The following is a 19,181-nucleotide window of genomic DNA, read 5'->3' as shown; positions in this document are numbered from 1 at the left end:
TACGGCAATAAAGATTTTGCAGTATGCATAAAAAATAAAGGGAAAAATTGCGAACTATTTTGAATGAAATTGATTGACTTTGAACGAAAATGAATTTAAAATAGATTTAGAAGAGAGGTGTAAATATGCTGGCGGAAGAACGGTTTAACCGGATATTAAATATTGTAGAAGAAAAGAAAAGTGTCACAGTGACAGAATTGACAGAGCTTTTGGATACTTCCGAGTCTACGATACGAAGGGATCTGACAACGCTGGATAAGCGAAAAAAACTGATTAAGGTGCATGGCGGCGCGACGGCAGTCGATATGGAATATATGACAAAAGACTCTTCGGTTTCTGTGAGACAGGATTTGAACAGAGAAGAGAAGATAAAGATTGGAAAGTACGCAGCCGGATTGATCAGAAAAGATGATTTTGTCTATATCGATGCAGGAACAAGTACAGAATATCTCGTGGAGCAGATTTTGGAAAAGGAAGCAGTTTATGTGACGAATGGCATTTCTCATGCAAGAAAATTGCTGCATAAGGGATGCAGAGTATTTTTGCTCGGCGGAGAGCTGAAGAAAGAGACAGAGGCTTTGATCGGAGCGGAAGCACTGGAAAGCCTGGAAAAATATAATTTCACAAAAGGATTTTTTGGTGCGAACGGGATTCACAATGAATATGGAATCACCACGCCGGATCTCAATGAAGCTGCTGTGAAAGAAAGAGCGTTCAGACAATGCAGGAAAAAATATATTCTTGCAGATTCTTCTAAAATCGGACAGATTTCGCTTATTAAATTTGCGGAGCTGAAAGAGGCGGAGGTAATCACAACTAAGCTGAAGCAGGGAACCTATCAAAAGTACAAAAACATTGTGGAGGTGGATGAAGCATGATTTACACGGTAACATTTAACCCGTCTTTGGACTATGTGATTCAGGTGGATGACCTGACACTTGGGAGAGTCAACAGAACAACCAAAGAGGCGATATTTCCTGGAGGAAAAGGTGTGAATGTGTCGGTTATTCTCTCAAATCTGGGACTTAAGAGCAAAGCACTTGGGTTTATCGCAGGGTTTACCGGAAAGCAGTTGGAAAAGATGTTGACAGACTTTGGGTGTTACACAGATTTTATTGAGCTGAAGGAAGGGCTGACCCGCATTAATGTGAAGGTGAACTCGAACGAGGAAAGCGAGATCAATGGTCAGGGACCAAACATCGGTGACAGGGCGATTACAGAATTATTTGAAAAGCTGGATTGCCTGCAAAATGGGGATATCTTAGTACTTGCGGGAAGTATTCCGAACACATTGCCGGAGGATATCTATGAGAGCATCATGGAAAGACTACAGACAAAAGGGGTTCGTATCGTGGTGGATGCGACAAAGGATTTGCTGTTGAATGTTCTGAAGTACCATCCGTTTTTGATCAAGCCGAATAATCATGAGCTTGGAGAGATGTTCGGTGTCACATTAAAGACAGATGAGGAGATTATCACCTACGCGAAGAAGCTTCAGGAAAAAGGAGCGAGAAATGTGCTGATTTCCATGGCGGGCGACGGAGCAATTCTAATCACTGAGGATGGGGAGATTCATAAAGGACTTCCACCAAAAGGAGAAGTGGTGAATTCGGTCGGAGCAGGAGATTCGATGGTTGCAGGATTTTTGACAGGATATCTGAATACAGGAGACTATGAAAAGGCATTTAAACTGGGAATTGCAACCGGAAGTGCGACTGCATTTCTGGCATGGCTTGCAGAAAAAGAGGATGTTGTGAAGTTGTTAGACGAAGCAAAAGAGAACTTTGGATTGTAGGAGGGAAGTAACGTGAGAATCACAGATTTATTGAAAAAAGAAAGTATTGATTTAAACGGTGTCGTAACTACGAAAAAAGAGACGATTGAAAAGATGACGTTGCTGATGGAAAAGGCGGGAATGTCAAAGACCTCGAAAAATACAGAGCCGGCGTATTCGCAAGAGAAGAAGAAGGAACGACCGGAATCGGGGAAGGAATCGCTATTCCACATGCAAAGACAGATGCGGTGAGTGGTCCTGGACTGGCGGCGATGATTATTCGTGACGGAGTGGATTATGATTCGCTGGACGGTGAGCCGGTACACATGGTGTTCTTGATTGCGGCGCCGAATACAGAAGACAATATTCATCTGGAGGTATTGAGTCGTCTTTCGATGCTGTTGATGGATGATAACTTCCGGGCAAACCTGATGAAAGCGTCTACAGTAGAAGAATTTTTAGGATATATCGATCAGGCGGAAAAAGAAAAGTTTGAAGAGGAGACGGAGGAAAAACAGGAGAAAGAAGAGAAAAAGAGATATCAGATTCTTGCAGTTACGGCCTGTCCTACCGGAATCGCACATACTTATATGGCGGCGGAAAGTCTTGAAAACACGGCAAAAGAGATGGGATATACGATCAAGGTGGAGACAAACGGCTCCGGCGGAGACAAAAATGTATTGACGGCAGAGGATATCGCAAATTGTGACTGTATCATTGTGGCAGCCGATAAAGATGTAAAAATGGCGAGATTTGATGGAAAACCAGTCATTGTCACGAAGGTTGCCAATGGAATTCACAAAGCGAAAGAGTTGATTGAAGAAGCAGAGAGCGGAAAGGTTGCAATCTATCACAGCAATGAAAAAGGAGAGGCGACCGGATTTCAGGAAGAGCAGGAAAGTATCGGAAGAAAGATCTATAAAAGTCTGATGAACGGTGTGTCTCATATGCTGCCGTTTGTAATCGGAGGAGGAATCCTGATTGCACTGTCATTTTTGTTTGACGGCGCAAACGCAGGAACTGATGTTTTCGGTACCGGAAATCCACTTTCCAAATTCTTGAATTTGGTGGGAAATGTATCGTTTGGCATGATGTTCCCGATCCTCTCAGGATATATTGCGATGAGCATCGCAGAACGTCCGGCATTGATGCCTGGTATCGTTGGTGGTCTGCTTGCGAAAGCAGGAACATCTGTGTTTGCGGCTGAGGCGGATTGGATCCCATCCGGATTTTTTGGAGCGCTGCTCGCCGGATTTATTGCAGGATACCTGATGCTTCTTATCGAAAAAGCATTTGCAAAGCTCCCAAGGGCATTGGAGGGAACAAAACCGGTGCTGATTTATCCGTTCTTTGGAATTGTATTGATCGGTGCGATCATGGTATTTATCATCAATCCACCTGTCGGAGCATTCAATCAATGGTTGTATGACGGACTTGCAAGTATGGGTGAGGGAAGCAAAGTGCTGCTTGGAGCTGTTCTCGGCGGTATGATGGCAATCGACTTTGGAGGACCGTTTAACAAGGCTGCGTATGTATTTGGAACAGCAGCAATCGCAAGCGGACAGTTTGATATTATGGCGGCGGTTATGGCTGGTGGAATGGTTCCTCCAATCGGAATCGCACTTGCCACGACATTTGCAAAAAACAGATTTACAGAGAGTGAAAAACAGACGACTGTTACCAACTATATTATGGGACTGTCATTTATTACAGAGGGAGCAATCCCATTTGCGGCATCTGATCCTCTGCGCATTATTCCACCGTCAATCGTTGGTTCGGCAGTGGCCGGAGCGGTCTCAATGGCGTTTGGATGTGGTTCAAGAGCACCGCATGGAGGTATCTTTGTAGTTGGTATTATGGACAATGCACCGATGTTCCTCGCAGCAATAGCGATAGGTGCTGTCGTGACGATGTTTGGAATTATTCTGTTAAAAAAACCAATTACTATTGAAAAATAGTGAAAAATATTAGATAATAGGGAAAGGTAAATCCTAATATTTACAGAAAAGAAAAGGAGATTAATTATGAAAGAATTTAGTTATGTAATTACAGATAGTGAAGGAATCCACGCAAGACCAGCAGGATTATTAGTAAAAGAAGCTGCAAAATTCCAATCAGATATTAAACTGAAAAAGGGAGAAAAAGAAGCAGATGCAAAAAGAATCTTTGGTGTAATGGGATTGGCTGTAAAATGCGGTGAAGAGATCGTAATGACAGCAGAGGGTGCTGACGAAGCAGAAGCAATCGCAGCAATCGAGACATTTTTAAAAGAGAACTTATAAGAAAAATAATGTTGAGGAAGGTTAAGCTATGATTACATTAACTGGCAAAAGTGTATTTGGCGGTGTATCAATCGGTAAGATTGCCTTTTATAAAAGAAATGAACAGCAGATTAAAAGATGGCATGTGGATGATACAGAAAGCGAAGTAAAACGTTTTGAAGATGCAAAGGCAAAGGCAGTTGCAGAACTTCAGGAATTGTATCAGAAGGCGATGTCAGACGTCGGTGAGACGAATGCGATGATCTTTGAGATTCATCAGATGATGCTGGAAGATTTGGATTACATTGAATCTATTATCAATATTATCACTGCACAACAGGTGAATGCAGAATATGCGGTGGGAACGACAGCTGACAATTTCGCAGCGATGTTTTCCGCAATGGATGATGCATATATGCAGGGACGTGCTGCGGATGTAAAAGACGTTTCTGAGCGTATTTTGAACATTTTGTCCGGAGCAGAAAAAGTTGCATTTGCGACAGATGAACCTGTCATTGTTGCGGCAGATGATCTTGTTCCAAGTGAGACAGTCCAGCTTGATAAAGAAAAAGTATTGGGCTTTGCTACGATGTATGGTTCTTCGAACTCACATACAGCAATTTTGGCAAGAACAATGAATATCCCGGCAATCATCGGTTTGGGCGAAGAGTTGAAATCGGAATATGATGGTAAATTTGCTGTCATCGACGGGTTTGACGGAAAGATTTATATCGATCCAGATGAAGAGACACTCGCTGCGATGAAGAAAAAGCAGGCTGAGGATATAGAAAGAAAGAAACTGTTGGAACAGTTAAAAGGCAAAGAGAATGTCACATTGAGCGGTCAGCACATCAATATCTATGCCAACATCGGCAATAGCTCAGATGTGGGAGCTGTTTTGAAAAATGATGCAGGCGGAATCGGCCTTTTCAGAAGCGAATTCCTGTATTTGGAGAATGAGACATTCCCGACAGAAGAGCAGCAGTTTGCTGTCTATAAGACAGTTGCTGAGAATATGGCTGGAAAGAAAGTTATCATCCGTACACTTGATATTGGTGCGGACAAGCAGGCAGATTATTTCAATTTAGATAAAGAAGAGAATCCGGCACTTGGATATCGTGCAATCCGTATTTGTCTGACTAAGCCTGAGATTTTTAAAACTCAGCTGCGTGCACTGTATCGTGCATCGGCATTTGGTCAGATTGCGATCATGTTCCCGATGATTACAGCAGTGTGGGAAGTGAAGAAAATTAAAGAGATTGTAGAAGAAGTAAAGGAAGAACTTCGCAAAGAAGGAATCGCATTCCGTGAGGATATGGAACTTGGAATTATGATCGAGACACCTGCGGCTGTTATGGTGAGCCGTGAACTTGCAAAAGAAGTTGATTTCTTCAGCGTAGGTACCAATGACCTCACACAGTATACACTGGCGATTGACAGGCAGAATCCAAAGCTTGACACATTCTATGATCCACATCATCCGGCAGTGCTTGCGATGATCCAGATGGCGGCAGACAATGCACATGCAGAAGGAAAATGGATTGGAATCTGTGGAGAATTAGGAGCAGATTTGGAATTGACAGAGACATTCCTGAAGATGGGAATTGATGAACTTTCTGTATCACCATCTATGATTCTTCCGGTTCGAAAAAAAGTCAGAGAGACAGAATAGTATAGAAAGAAAGTGTGTTCTTGAGATGGAATGCACTTTCTTTTTTATTGTGCTAATAAATGTTTATAAAAATAAGTAATGAATACTTTCATTTACTTTCCAGTAGTTGTCTGATAAACTTGTGAAGTAAAAAAAGGAAATGAGAGGCAGGAAAATTTTATGCTGGAAAAATTGTTTAAGTTAAAAGAAAACAAAACAGATGTCAGGACGGAAGTGGTGGCAGGTATTACGACATTTATGACAATGGCGTATATACTGGCGGTAAATCCAAGCGTGCTGTCGGCAGCCGGAATGGATCATGGAGCAGTGTTTACGGCGACGGCGATTGCGGCATGTATTGGTACTTTGCTCATGGCTCTGTTTGCAAACTATCCGTTTGCACTTGCACCGGGAATGGGACTGAATGCATACTTTGCATATACGGTTGTACTGAACATGGGATACACATGGCAGGTGGCGCTTGCGGCTGTATTTGTGGAAGGAATTATTTTTATTCTGTTATCAGTTACGAATGTGCGTGAAGCAATCTTTAATGCAATCCCGATGAATTTGAAATCTGCAGTAAGTGTCGGAATTGGTCTTTTTATCGCGTTTATCGGTCTGCAGAATGCAAAAATTGTTATCAGTGGTTCTACATTAGTGCAGTTATTCTCGCTGGAAGGTTACAACAGTACTTTGGCAGAAGGCGCTGCAAAGGCGACGATGAATGATGTTGGAATTACGGTATTACTTGCGGTGATCGGCGTGATTATTACAGCGATTCTTGTAGTAAAGAACATTAAAGGTAATATTCTTTGGGGAATTTTAATTACATGGATTCTTGGAATTATCTGTCAGCTGACCGGATTGTATGTGCCAAATGCAGAACTTGGAATGTACAGCTTACTTCCGGACTTCAGCAACGGTATTTCGATTCCGAGTCTTAGTCCGATCTTTGGAAAACTGAGTTTTTCAGGAATCCATATCGGAGAGTTTATGGTTGTAGTGTTTGCGTTTTTGTTTGTGGATATCTTTGATACACTCGGCACATTGATCGGTGTTTCCACAAAAGCAAATATGTTAGATGAAAACGGAAAACTTCCAAGAATTAAAGGTGCTCTGATGGCAGATGCGGTTGCTACAACGGCAGGCGCAGTGCTTGGAACATCTACAGTTACAACATTTGTTGAGAGCGCTTCGGGTGTGACGGAAGGAGGACGAACAGGTCTTACAGCAGTCACAACAGCGATTTTGTTTGGATTGTCGTTGTTGTTGTCACCAATCTTTTTGGCGATTCCATCTTTTGCGACGGCGCCGGCATTGATTGTTGTAGGGTTCTATATGCTGACAAATGTAGTGAGTATTGATTTCAGTGATTTTGGGGAAGCGATTCCTTGCTATATCTGTATTGCAGCAATGCCATTTTTCTACAGTATTTCAGAAGGAATTGCAATGGGTGTGATCTCTTATGTTGCAATTAATCTGTTTACAGGAAAAGCAAAGGAAAAAAAGATCAGCGTATTGATGTTTGTGTTAGCACTTTTGTTTATCGGAAAATATATCTTATTATAAAATATAGTTTTTTAGGGAAAGATGAGAGTCTTTCCCTTTTTTTAGAGCTAAAAACATGGTATTATAATTCATACAAAAGCAGCAGATAGGAGAAAAGAATGGCAATTAATAAGGCAATGCGAAAAGTATTGAAAGCACTTTCGTTTGATGGAATTGAGGTGGAGGCGTCCAGGCATTTGGCAAATTTAAAGGCGTTGGATCCGATGCGAATTTTTCATAAGACGATTGATTATAAAATATATAATGGCACACATGAGATTCCTGTGAGAATTTATCTGCCTGGCGAAGAGATTGAACACAAATATCCGGTTCTTTTATTCTTTCACGGCGGGGGATGGGTCACAGAGAGCATAGATAATTATGAGAGGATCTGTGCAAGGATGGCATCGGCGACCAATCATATTGTTGTGTCGGTAGAATACAGGCTCGCTCCCGAGTATCCGTTCCCGACAGGATTGGAGGATTGCTACGCCGCAGCGAAGGCGGTCTATACGAATAAATTTATTTTAAATGTGCATCCGGACGATATCACGATCATCGGAGACAGTGCCGGCGGTAATCTGGCGGCTGCAGTCTCTCTTCTTGCAAAAGAGAGGGGAGAGTTTATGCCAAGACAGCAGATTTTGATCTATCCGGCGGTGAATAACGACTATACGGAGACTTCTAGATTTCCGTCCGTCCATGAAAATGGAAAAGATTTCCTGTTGACGGCTGGAAAGATGCAGGATTATATTGATTTATATGCGAGAGATGAATCGGACAAACAGAGTCCGTATTTTGCTCCGATTTTGCAGAAAGATCTCACAGGACAGCCGAGGACACTGATTATCACCGCGGAATTTGACCCGCTTCGAGATGAAGGAGAGGCTTATGGTAAGGCGCTTGAGGAAGCCGGAAATGAAGTGGAGGTTCATCGTATCAAAGATGCGCTGCATGGATTTTTTGCACTGGGGATCAAATATTTTCATGTGCAGGAGAGTTTTGAAATTATGAATCATTTTTTAGGGGAGGTGTAAGAGATGTTTCATTCGAAAAGGTCATATTGGAGAAAGCTTGACAATGCCGCAAAATTATTTCCGGCGACAAGTAACAAAAAGGACACTCGAGTCTTTCGTTTTTATTGTATTATGAAGGAAGATGTAAAAGAAGAGATTTTGCAGCAGGCAGTGGAAAAAGCGCTTGAAAAATATCCGCTTTTTTTGTCGGTCATGCGAAAAGGCTTGTTCTGGCATTATTTGGAAAAGAGTAATTTAAAACCGGTTGTCACAGAGGAATTTAAAGAGCCTTGCAGCAATCTGTATGTGCGTGACAAGAAAAGCCTGTTATTCGAAGTCACGTACTATAAAAGGCGGATTAATTTTGAAGTATTTCATGTGCTGACGGACGGAACAGGTGCGACATGTTTTTTAAAGGAGATTGTCAAACACTATATTGTGCTGGCATATGGTGAAGCCGATATTCCACTTGATAAGGAGCATATCACAATTCAGGATCAGGAATCAGACAGTTTTCGAAAATATTATTCTGATTTACGGCGAGAGAAGAAGGAAAAGGTAAAAGCATATCAGATTAAGACTCTTCGGAAGGCGAGAGGACCGCTGCAGGTGACAGAAGCGGTGCTGTCGGTAAAAGAAGTGCTGGCAAAGGCGCGGGAATATCAGGTGTCGATGACTGTTTTTTTGACGGCAGTATTCCTTTGTGCGATCCACAGGGAGATGCCGAAAAGACAGGAAAAGCATCCGGTTGTTCTGATGGTCCCGGTGAATCTTCGCAATTTTTTTCCTTCAGATTCGATGCTGAATTTCTTCGGATATATTGAACCTGGGTATCGTTTTCGAGAAGGGGACACTTTTGAGCAGGTACTTGCACAGGTGAAAACATATTTTCAGGAGGAGCTTACGAAGGAAAGACTTTCGATGCGCATGAATGAGCTGATCGCGCTGGAGATGAACCCAATTCTGCGGGTGGCGCCGTTGGAGTTGAAAAATTTGGGGATTTTGGCGGGAGCAAAGATGGCGGCAAGTGATGTGACTGCAATTTTCTCTAATATGAGCGTTGTAAAAATGCCGGAAGCGTATGTCCCGTATATAGAGCGGTTTGGCGTGTATACAAGTACACCGAAGACGGAACTTTGTATGTGCTCATTTGAAGACAAACTTTCCCTTGGGTTTACATCGAGGTATGACAGCATGAATATTAAGAGGAATTTTTTTCAGATATTGTCAGAGCTTGGAATACATTCGAAAGTGGAAGAACCAGACTATCCGGAGGAGAGACTTGCGAGTGCGGCGGCTGTAAAATTTTTCGAGTGGTTCTCATTTGTCTGTATTGCTTTTGCGGTGATTGCGGCAGTGGTGAATATTACACTGACACCGGGGAAATATTGGGCGCTCATCGTATCAGGCGGAATCTTAAGTATGTGGACAGCGTTGGCAATCGGGTTTGTAAAGAGATATAATCTTTTGAAAAATGCAATGTGGCAGTTGATTCTGATCACGGTTGGATGTCTCATCTGGGATCTTGGAACCGGATGGCATAAATGGTCAATTGATTTTGTTTTTCCGGGAATTAGTGTTATAATAATGATATCCATGCTGATGATTACAAAGCTGCAGAGATTGGCTGCGAATGAATACATGATTTATTTTGTGATGGCGGCGGGATATGGATTTGTGATACCATTGGTTTTATTATTGACGGGAGTGCTTGGAGTTACATTTCCATCGGTTATCTGTGTGGGATTTAGTTTCCTGTTCTTTATGGCGCAGGTCATTTTTAGAAGACGGGAATTAGGGGAGGAATTAAATAAAAAGTTTCACATTTGATTAGTAAGGAGGAAGCAGTATGAAATGTACAAGATGCGGTAAAGAGATGACGATTAAGCCGGTGCAGTCCGGTACGGACGAAAGTGGGGAGCCTGTTTTTACACGATATGCATTTTGCTATGACTGCAAGATAAAGGTGAATCTGGACAAGCAAAAAGAAAGAGACACGCAGAAAAAAGCGACGGCAGAAGATGTGGTAGAGACAAAAACAAAGAGAAAGAAAAAGAGAGGGAAAAAGCTTCCTTCTGTTTCGCTTCCGAAAAGACGAGGCGGAAGAGGAAAGACGAAAGCGAGGAAAGAAAGACGAGGCGGCGGATTGCTCAAGTTCTTACTCTTTCTGATCGTTGTTGCGGTACTTGGATTTGCAGCATATACCTATCGGCATCCAATTGCAAAATTCGCACAGCAGATGTATGACAAGTATATGAATCAAACAGAAGAAAATCAACCGGAAGATTCAAAGAATGAGGATTTGAACATAGATTCCGGTGATAATAATAATACTGCCACGCCTGATTCAGACACAACGGATGAACCGCAGAATCAAACTGAGCCGGTAGATCAAACACAAGGGGGCAATGGAAGCAGTACACCGGAAAGCAGTGATGATAAGACACAGGATACTCCGGCGACACCTTCTGACGGGACAGCGACAGAGCCTACATCATAGTGTATATAGAATAACAGAAGATGGAACATGTAATGTGTGAACGGGGAAGATTCCCCGTTCACGCATTTTTATTTTGCAGCCTTTTTGGCAAAATCAGTTGTTACAAGTTCTTCGTAAGGTGCCCGCTTAGTGAGTTCGTCAGCAGATTCCAAAATATTTTGCAAAAGTTCAAAGCTTTCTTTTTCAAAAATTAGATTTTCTTTCCAAGTCTCCTGCTCATAGTAACGGGTCACAATCGTTGTGATAGTGGCTAAGTCTGTCTCTTTGAACTGTGGTGCAATGATTTTTGCAATTTCTTCCGGAGTATGTGTCTGCACGTAGTCCATTCCTTTTTGCAGCGCATCCGTGAATCCCTGAATGACGTCTTTATTTTTTTCGATATAGCTTTTCTTTGCAGAAAATGCGGTGTAAGGGACATATCCACTGTCCTCGCCGAGAGAAGCGACAACATATCCCTTTCCGCCTTTTTCCAAAGTGGTAGCTCCCGGCTCAAATTCAACTGTAAAATCCGCCTGACCTTCTGAGAAAGCGGCGGCAGTAGAGCCAAAGTCAATATTTTGGTTGATTGTCAGATCTTTTTCGATGTCGATTCCCTTTTGTTTTAAGATATACTCAAATACCATTTCAGGCATGCCGCCTTTTCGTCCGCCGAGCACTGTTTTCCCTTTTAGATCCGTCCATGAAAAATCAGGCATTTCTTCTCGCGCTACAAGAAAATTACCGGCACGTTGTGTAAGCTGGGCAAAATTTACAACATAGTCGTTTGCACCTTCATTATAGGTATAAATAGATGCTTCTGACCCCATGAATCCGATATCTGCCTCGCCGGAGAGCACGGCGGTCATTGATTTATCGGCTCCAAATCCAGTGACGAGTTCGAGATTAATGCCCTCGTCTTCAAAGTATCCTTCTTCGATGGCTACATACATTGGTGCATAAAAGATGGAGTGAGCTACTTCGTTGAGAACAACTTTAGTAGAGTCCGGAAGAATTTCTGTTGATTTTTCTTTTTGTGGTTTGGCAGGTTTGCTTTCTTCTTTTGAAGAGCATGCAAGCAGAGAAGTGACAGATATTGCTGTCACTAATGCGAGAGTAAGAAAACGCTTTTTCATAATATCCTCCTGATGATCAAATCTGATTCTTCTATAAATATATGAGAAAAATCAGAATGTGTACCATTAGCAGAGAACAATGACTATTTTGGTGGCTGTTCGGAATCCGGTGTCTTTACTTTTACCTTTGGCGGTTCGTAGTGATAGATATCCTCATAGGATTCCAACTCAGCTTTACTTGTCGGAGCTGCGGGAATAAGACCGGTACAGTCCTGTGTAGAAGCGGCGTTTGCCAGATAGTCGTAAGAATCAATGATTTTTTGATTTTTTTTATTATCAGCCATAATAAGTCTCCTTTTTATAAAAAATGTGGTAAGATATAAGCTTAGGATATGTAAATACAAAGATTCTATGCAGAAAGAAGGAAGATTGAGATGAATATAAAAGTAGATACACATTCCCATACACTTGTAAGTGGACATGCATATAGCACAATACAAGAGATGGCGAAGATGGCGAGAGAACATGGGATGGAAGCGATTGCATTTACGGAGCATGCGCCAAAGATGCCGGGAACTTGCGGAATATTTTATTTTGAAAATTTGAAAATTGTGCCAAGAGAGCGTTACGGGATCAAAATGCTTTTTGGAACAGAGCTCAATATTATGGACAGCGAGGGAACAGTAGATATGCGCGATGGGCTTTTAAAACATCTTGATATTGTCATTGCGAGTATTCATACGCCATGCTTTTGTGGAGAAAGAACAAAAGAAGCGGTGACGAGAGCCTATGTAAATGTGATGAAAAATCCGTATATCAATATTATCGGTCATCCGGATGATTCTCGTTTTCCGATTGACTATGAAGTGCTTGTCAAGACTGCAAAGGAGACAGGGACACTTCTAGAGGTCAATAATTCCTCGCTGCGGGAAGATAATAAAAGAGAAAATGCGGATGAGAATATCCGAGTTATGTTGGAGTATTGTAAAAAATATGAGGTTCCAATCACAACAGGAAGTGATTCGCATTTGGATCTGGATGCGGGAAAACTGAATTTAGCAGAACAAATTTTGACGGAATGTCATTTTCCGGAAGAATTGATCGTCACAACATCATTAGAAAAATTGAAACCATATGTGAATCGATACAAAAAAAACTAGACTTTAAGAGTTTACTGTGCTAAAATATAAAAATAGTACAACACTATAAAGGAGACTTAAAATGAGTAAAAAAATTAGAACAGAAGCAGTCGATTATCTGTTTGAAGCAATTTTGAGCTTAAAAGATAAGGAAGAATGTTATACTTTTTTTGAAGATATATGTACCATCAATGAGCTGTTGTCGTTGTCACAGCGGTTTGAGGTTGCCAAAATGCTCAGAGAACAGAAGACATATTTGGAGATTGCAGAAAAGACAGGGGCATCGACAGCCACAATCAGCCGTGTGAATCGTTCTTTAAACTATGGAAATGACGGATATGATATGGTATTTGAACGAATCAGTCTGGATGAAGATGAAGAATAAGAGAAGTAAGAAAAAGTGCATCAGGTCAAGTGATGCACTTTTTTCCACAGTGGAAAGGTTAAAAGCAGGGCTGTTATTGCTTATACTTGCAGTATTCTTTCAGTTTTTGGCAAGAAATGTGAATGGATTTGCGCAGTGGTATGCGACTTCAATATACAGAATACTTGTAACAATTATCAGCAGAGTCTGCTCTGTGTTTCCGTTTTCGATTGTTGAGATTTTGCTTTATGTGCTGCTCGTAGTTCTGGCGGCTGGGGTGATGAGGGGAATCTACAGAATCTGCAGAAAAACAGAAAAGGCATCCACGATTGCTTTGAAAGGGAGTTCGTGGGTATGCTTGTTAGTAGGAGGATTGTTTTTTATCTACACAATGACCTGTGGGATCAATTATCACAGAACATCTTTTGCTGAGGAGGCGGGCATAACGGATGCGGAATACTCACAGGAAGAATTGGTTCAGTTGGCTGAGTATCTTACGGAAGAAGTCAATGAATTGGCAGATACGGTTCCGCGGACGAAAGAGGGAATCTTTGTGTTGAAAGGGAACACGAAAAAAGAAGCGGTAAGGTCGATGGAACATCTTGCAGAGACCTATTCGGTGTTGGAAGGATATTATCCAAATCCCAAACCTGTCTGGATATCGGAAATTTTGTCATATCAGCATCTGACAGGAGTGTATTCACCATTTACAATTGAGGCAAATTATAATGCGGATATGACAGACTATAATATCCCGTTTACGATGTGTCATGAATTGTCTCATCTGAGAGGGTTTATGTCAGAGGATGAGGCGAACTTTATTGCATATTTAAGTTGTATCAAATCGGAGTCAGAAGAGTTCAGATATAGTGGATTTTTGTCAGGATGGCTGTATGTGATAAACGCCCTTTACGGGGAAAATACAGAAAAATATGAGGAACTGTGTGAACGCCTGAATATAAATGCGCTGAAAGATTTACAGGCGAATAATTCATTTTGGGATAAGTACGATGGCATAACAGCAGAAGTGGCTGACAGAGTAAATGACATTTACTTAAAGGCAAACAGACAAATTGACGGCGTAAAAAGCTATGGGAAAGTAGTAGATCTGATGCTTGGATATCAAAGAATTATGCAGTAAAAAAAGTAGAAGTGTGAAGCTTCTACTTTTTTTTCTCATAATAGTTAGGAAATTTTTCAGGAAGAGAATCAATGAGTTTTTCAATAATTTGTTTCTTGACATACACATCGAAACTGAGTGTGCAAATGAAAGAAAACAATTGTAAAAATTCACGATCCTGTTCGTTCTCTTCTGAAAATGTCTCAGAAGAGGAAGCATACATTGCCTTGAGCTCTTCTTTTAAAGTATCAATGCGATCTTTTTCAAATGAACAGACCTCATCGTAAATATGCGTCAGGTTCAGCTTGCTGTCGGTATGGAAGTACCGATCGGTAACCGGTCTCAAAAGCATCTCGATATCTTTGATAGATAAGAAACTTTTAAAATAATAGATAAAAGTAAGAACGAGAAGATGTTCTTTTGTATACTTTTTCTTTTCCGGAGAAGGAAGCAGATTGTTCTTGGCATAATTGTTGATCATTGTCTTAGTAAGAACCTTGTCATCCTCATAGCGCTTGGAAGAAGCCATCTGCTTATCCATAAAAGTGGTAACCTGATCCATATATAAATCGATATTAGGAATATCAATAGATTTTACATAATCAATTCTGGAAATACTTTCCAAAATACTGTTTAATAAATCATTCGTATCAATTGTCATTTTATCACCTCGATAATTGCATTATATAGTAATAGAAACTATATGACAAGTATTTTGAAAAAACTTTTGGCAAAAAAGGAGAAAAAAGGAAGGATTGATATTTTTTTGACAAAACGTATTGTTCCTGTTGACTATAGATAACCTCTATGTTATTATAGGGTTACATCTATAGTAAGGGAGAAAACTATAGAAAAAATAATATAATAAGAGAGGATAAAATATGAGTAAAGCGACAAAAACGAAAAAGGCAGTAAGCCTTGAAGTCTTTATCTTTCTTGCAGTGATTATTGCATTCTTTGGATTGATAGGGGCGAAAATGGGCGGTGTAAACATGATGCAGACGATGATGAACACAGCCTATCAGTTACTTCTTGAAACAGTATTTTATATCATGGCGATTGCGGTTATAGCAGGAGCCGTATCTGGGTTATTTTCAGAATTTGGTTTGATTGCATTAATCAATAAAATAATTTCTCCCCTAATGAAACCAGTGTATGATTTACCTGGAGCAGCTTCAATGGGAGTCTTGACTACGTACTTGTCAGATAACCCGGCAATTTTAGGACTTGCAGAGGACACAAACTTTAAAAAATATTTCAAAAAATATCAATTACCGGCACTGACAAATTTAGGTACAGCATTCGGTATGGGTCTTATTGTTACAACATCAATGATCGGTATTACATCTCCAACAGGTGAGAATCTTGGATTTGCAGCTCTGATCGGTAATATCGGTGCAATTATCGGTAGTGTTGTCAGCGTAAGAATGATGATTTTGTTTACGAAGAAAGAATATGGTACGACAGAATATTGTATTCCGCTTGAAGAAGGAAGTGAAAAAGATGTCTTTGAGCAGAGAGAAGTAAGAGATGGTGGAATTGGAGCGAGAGCATTGGAAGCATTGTTGGACGGTGGTAAGAATGGTGTGGATGTAGGTCTTGCAATTATTCCTGGTGTACTTGCGATTTGTACGGTTGTAATGATGCTTACAAATGGACCTTCCGCAGACGGTGTTTACACAGGTGCTGCTTATGAGGGAGTTGCATTGTTGCCATGGATTGGAGAAAAATTGCAGTTTATCTTATCTCCATTATTTGGATTCTCTTCACCATCAGCAATCTCTGTTCCAATCACAGCATTAGGAGCGGCCGGAGCAGCTGTTGGATTGATACCTAAGATGGTAGCAGACGGTGTAGCACATGCGAATGACGTTGCAGTATTTACAGCAATGTGTATGTGCTGGAGCGGATACTTAAGTACTCATGTTGCGATGATGTCAAGTTTGAAGTGCAGCAAACTTACAGGAAAAGCAATCATCAGCCATACAATCGGTGGTATTGTGGCAGGTATCGCAGCAAACTGGTTATTCCAGTTAGCATCTTTCATAATGTAATTTGAATAATGTTTAAAATGGAATGTGCGAGAGTACATTCCATTTTTGGCAGGAGGGAAGAACGTATGAGCGAAAAAATGAAAATATTTCAAAAGATTCAATATGTGACGGTGGGAATTGCATTTGCATCAATTGTTTTGCCATTGATATTGCTTATATTTATTCCTCTTGTTTTTATGCGGTATACCCTCTATAATGATTACATACTTGTGCAGTGCTATATTTTTGGAACGGAACGGATTCCATATGAGAGCATTACCAATATAAAGAAGACGTGGAATCCATTGTCTTCGGCAGCGTTGTCACTTCGCAGGATTCAGATTGATTACACGGTAAACGGACGGCATGAAATCATGTTGATTTCGCCGATAAAAAGAGATCAATTTTTAAGAGAAGTGGAAAAAAGAATGGCAATTCAGAACATAAAGAAGGAGAGTTTATGAGCATTTACGATACATTGAATAAAGAACAGCGTGAAGCGGTCTATCATACAGAGGGGCCGCTTCTCATCCTCGCGGGAGCAGGTTCAGGAAAGACAAGAGTGCTGACACACCGCATCGCATATTTGATTGATGAAAAGGGAGTCAATCCATGGAATATTTTGGCGATTACATTTACGAACAAAGCGGCAGGTGAGATGCGTGAGCGTGTTGATCAGATTGTCGGATTTGGCTCGGAGAGCATCTGGGTGAGCACGTTTCATTCGACCTGCGTGCGGATATTGAGAAGACATATTGACTTACTTGGATACGATACTAGCTTTACGATTTATGATGCAGATGATCAAAAGACGCTTATGAAAGATGTCTGCAAATATTTACAGATTGATACAAAAGTCTATAAGGAGCGGAACCTTTTGGCAGCGATTTCTTCGGCGAAGGATGAGCTGATCACGCCGGAAGAATATGAATTGAATGCGGCGGGGGATTTCGGAAAGCAGAAGATTGCAAAGGTATATAAAGAATATGAAAAACAACTGCGGGCAAACAATGCACTGGATTTTGATGATCTTCTCGTGAAGACAGTACAACTGTTTCAGACACAGCCGGAGGTGCTTGATTATTATCAGGAGCGATTCCGCTATATTATGGTCGATGAGTATCAGGATACGAATACGGTGCAGTTTGAGCTGATTCGGATTTTGGCAAAGAAATATAGAAATCTCTGCGTGGTAGGAGATGATGACCAGTCTATTTACAAATTTCGCGGGGCAAATATCAAAAATATTTTGAATTTTGAACATGTGTTTGAAGATGCAAAAGTGATTAAACTGGAGCAGAATTATCGTTCTACAGGTAATATTTTGAATGCGGCGAATGCAGTGATAAAGAATAATTTTGGCCGTAAGGAGAAATCACTCTGGACAGAAAATGGTGAGGGGGATAAGATTGCGTTTCGTCAGTTCGACAGTGGATATGATGAGGCAGAATACATTGTGGGAGATATCAAAGAGCATGTGAATAACGGAACGCGCACATACAATGATCATGCTGTTTTATATCGTACCAATGCGCAGTCACGTATGTTTGAAGAAAAATTTGTAACAGCCAGCATTCCGTATAAAATTGTGGGCGGCATTAATTTCTATGCAAGAAAAGAGATTAAAGATTTACTTGCATATTTGAAAACAATCGACAATGGGAAAGACGATTTGGCGGTCCGAAGAATTATCAATGTGCCAAAACGTGGCATTGGGCTTACGACAATCAATCGAGTGCAGGAAAATGCACTGGAGCGCGGAGTAAGTTTTTACGAGACACTCCGAGCAGCGGATCTGATTCCAAATATTGGGAGAAGTGCGAGTAAATTAGAGTCATTTGTGGCGTTGATTGAACATTTTAAAAGTGAGGCAAAAAATATGTCTATCTGCGATCTTATGCAGGAAATTCTGGATATGACAGGCTATATCGAAGACCTGAAATCGGAGGGCGATATTGAAGCGGAGGCAAGAATCGAAAATATCGATGAATTGATGAATAAAATCGCAGCTTACGAGGAATCCTGTGAAGATGAAATGCCGACATTGAGCGGATTTTTAGAGGAAGTTGCACTTGTCGCAGATATCGACAGTTTGGATGAAGACAGTGATTATGTGGTCCTGATGACACTGCACAGTGCAAAAGGTCTTGAATTTCCGGAAGTGTATCTTGCAGGAATGGAAGATGGTCTTTTCCCAAGCTATATGACAATCACATCCGATGATCCGACTGAGGTGGAGGAAGAGCGAAGACTCTGTTATGTTGGAATTACAAGAGCAAGAGAAAATCTGACGCTGACTTGTGCGAGAAGAAGAATGGTGCGCGGAGAGACGCAGTACAATAAGATGTCTCGATTTTTAAAGGAGATTCCGGTGAATCTTTTAAGCACAGGCAATCTCATCGAAAAAGATGGGAAAGAAGTTCCAAAGCAGAATGCATATATGCAGGCAAAACAAGCATTCCGCACACAGGCATTTGCTATGCAGAAACCGAAGCAGCAGTTTACAGTTACGCAAGGGGAAGGTCTGTCTTATGATGTGGGGGACAGGGTCAGACATATGAAGTTCGGAGAAGGACTGGTGACTGGAATTACAGAAGGCGGACGTGACTATGAAGTCACGGTACAGTTTGATACAGCCGGTGTGAAAAAGATGTTTGCTACATTTGCAAAATTACAAAAAGTATAAGGATTTGCATAAAATGATAGAATCTACATATGGT

17 protein-coding genes and 1 pseudogene are annotated in these 19,181 nt (G+C 41.0%); 15 read left to right on the top strand and 3 right to left on the bottom strand.

What is annotated here, in order from left to right:
• Positions 1-125 precede the first annotated feature (125 nt).
• The 9 genes and pseudogenes from AC6I5B_RS12675 (at position 126) to AC6I5B_RS12635 (ending at position 10,753) form a co-directional block, all read left to right on the top strand.
• Complete coding sequence (locus AC6I5B_RS12675; RefSeq protein ID WP_004611013.1) at positions 126-878, top strand: DeoR/GlpR family DNA-binding transcription regulator; 753 nt, start codon at positions 126-128, stop codon at positions 876-878.
• On the top strand, positions 875-1,795 hold the full coding sequence (gene pfkB, locus AC6I5B_RS12670; protein ID WP_497773383.1) for a 1-phosphofructokinase: 921 nt from the start codon (positions 875-877) through the stop codon (positions 1,793-1,795). Before AC6I5B_RS12675 ends, pfkB begins: the two co-directional genes overlap by 4 nt.
• A gap of 12 nt (positions 1,796-1,807) precedes the next feature.
• Positions 1,808-3,732, top strand: a pseudogene (locus tag AC6I5B_RS12665) (PTS fructose transporter subunit IIABC).
• A gap of 66 nt (positions 3,733-3,798) precedes the next feature.
• A complete protein-coding gene (locus AC6I5B_RS12660) occupies positions 3,799-4,056 on the top strand; it encodes an HPr family phosphocarrier protein (RefSeq protein ID WP_004611009.1) in 258 nt (85 codons plus the stop codon).
• Between the two features lie 28 nt (positions 4,057-4,084).
• Entirely contained in the window at positions 4,085-5,707 is a 1,623-nt protein-coding gene (ptsP, locus tag AC6I5B_RS12655; protein WP_497773382.1) for a phosphoenolpyruvate--protein phosphotransferase, read from the top strand.
• 159 nt (positions 5,708-5,866) lie between these two features.
• The gene (locus AC6I5B_RS12650) at positions 5,867-7,258 is read left to right on the top strand and encodes an NCS2 family permease (RefSeq protein WP_022251150.1); all 1,392 of its coding nucleotides are present in this window, start codon (positions 5,867-5,869) and stop codon (positions 7,256-7,258) included.
• 98 nt (positions 7,259-7,356) lie between these two features.
• Positions 7,357-8,274, top strand: a complete 918-nt coding sequence (locus tag AC6I5B_RS12645; RefSeq protein WP_004611006.1) for an alpha/beta hydrolase — start codon at positions 7,357-7,359, stop codon at positions 8,272-8,274.
• A 3-nt stretch (positions 8,275-8,277) separates the two neighbouring features.
• Positions 8,278-10,083: a DUF6320 domain-containing protein gene (locus AC6I5B_RS12640; protein ID WP_071144403.1), complete on the top strand. Its 1,806-nt coding sequence runs from the start codon at positions 8,278-8,280 to the stop codon at positions 10,081-10,083.
• Between the two features lie 19 nt (positions 10,084-10,102).
• On the top strand, positions 10,103-10,753 hold the full coding sequence (locus tag AC6I5B_RS12635) for a hypothetical protein (protein WP_497773381.1): 651 nt from the start codon (positions 10,103-10,105) through the stop codon (positions 10,751-10,753).
• A gap of 68 nt (positions 10,754-10,821) precedes the next feature.
• On the opposite strand, the gene AC6I5B_RS12630 is transcribed toward AC6I5B_RS12635, so the two are convergent.
• On the bottom strand, positions 10,822-11,865 hold the full coding sequence (locus AC6I5B_RS12630) for an ABC transporter substrate-binding protein (protein ID WP_118208312.1): 1,044 nt from the start codon (positions 11,863-11,865) through the stop codon (positions 10,822-10,824).
• A gap of 83 nt (positions 11,866-11,948) precedes the next feature.
• A complete protein-coding gene (locus tag AC6I5B_RS12625; protein WP_004611002.1) occupies positions 11,949-12,149 on the bottom strand; it encodes a hypothetical protein in 201 nt (66 codons plus the stop codon).
• A gap of 90 nt (positions 12,150-12,239) precedes the next feature.
• Here AC6I5B_RS12625 and AC6I5B_RS12620 point away from each other — a divergent pair, with 90 nt between their 5' ends.
• From AC6I5B_RS12620 to AC6I5B_RS12610, 3 genes are all read left to right on the top strand, one after another.
• Complete coding sequence (locus AC6I5B_RS12620; protein ID WP_004611001.1) at positions 12,240-12,965, top strand: phosphatase; 726 nt, start codon at positions 12,240-12,242, stop codon at positions 12,963-12,965.
• A gap of 61 nt (positions 12,966-13,026) precedes the next feature.
• The gene (locus tag AC6I5B_RS12615) at positions 13,027-13,329 is read left to right on the top strand and encodes a YerC/YecD family TrpR-related protein (RefSeq protein ID WP_004611000.1); all 303 of its coding nucleotides are present in this window, start codon (positions 13,027-13,029) and stop codon (positions 13,327-13,329) included.
• On the top strand, positions 13,283-14,449 hold the full coding sequence (locus AC6I5B_RS12610; protein ID WP_181989642.1) for a DUF3810 domain-containing protein: 1,167 nt from the start codon (positions 13,283-13,285) through the stop codon (positions 14,447-14,449). The genes AC6I5B_RS12615 and AC6I5B_RS12610 overlap by 47 nt, the downstream gene beginning before the upstream one ends.
• 22 nt (positions 14,450-14,471) lie before the next feature.
• On the opposite strand, the gene AC6I5B_RS12605 is transcribed toward AC6I5B_RS12610, so the two are convergent.
• Positions 14,472-15,089: a DUF1836 domain-containing protein gene (locus AC6I5B_RS12605; protein ID WP_004610998.1), complete on the bottom strand. Its 618-nt coding sequence runs from the start codon at positions 15,087-15,089 to the stop codon at positions 14,472-14,474.
• Between the two features lie 220 nt (positions 15,090-15,309).
• Here AC6I5B_RS12605 and AC6I5B_RS12600 point away from each other — a divergent pair, with 220 nt between their 5' ends.
• The 3 genes from AC6I5B_RS12600 to pcrA all read left to right on the top strand — a co-directional run bounded on the left by AC6I5B_RS12600 (position 15,310) and on the right by pcrA (position 19,147).
• Positions 15,310-16,482: a CD0519/CD1768 family membrane protein gene (locus tag AC6I5B_RS12600; protein ID WP_270606675.1), complete on the top strand. Its 1,173-nt coding sequence runs from the start codon at positions 15,310-15,312 to the stop codon at positions 16,480-16,482.
• 65 nt (positions 16,483-16,547) lie between these two features.
• Positions 16,548-16,925 (top strand): PH domain-containing protein, encoded by a 378-nt coding sequence (locus AC6I5B_RS12595; protein ID WP_270651102.1) that lies wholly within the window; start codon positions 16,548-16,550, stop codon positions 16,923-16,925.
• Positions 16,922-19,147, top strand: coding sequence for a DNA helicase PcrA (pcrA, locus tag AC6I5B_RS12590; protein ID WP_497773380.1), 2,226 nt, complete (start codon positions 16,922-16,924; stop codon positions 19,145-19,147). The genes AC6I5B_RS12595 and pcrA overlap by 4 nt, the downstream gene beginning before the upstream one ends.
• The last annotated feature ends 34 nt before the right edge of the window (positions 19,148-19,181 follow it).

Source organism: Faecalimonas nexilis, assembly GCF_059731825.1.
The sequence above is the reverse complement of the archived record's forward strand: the minus strand, read 5'-3'. Positions and strand labels throughout refer to the sequence as shown.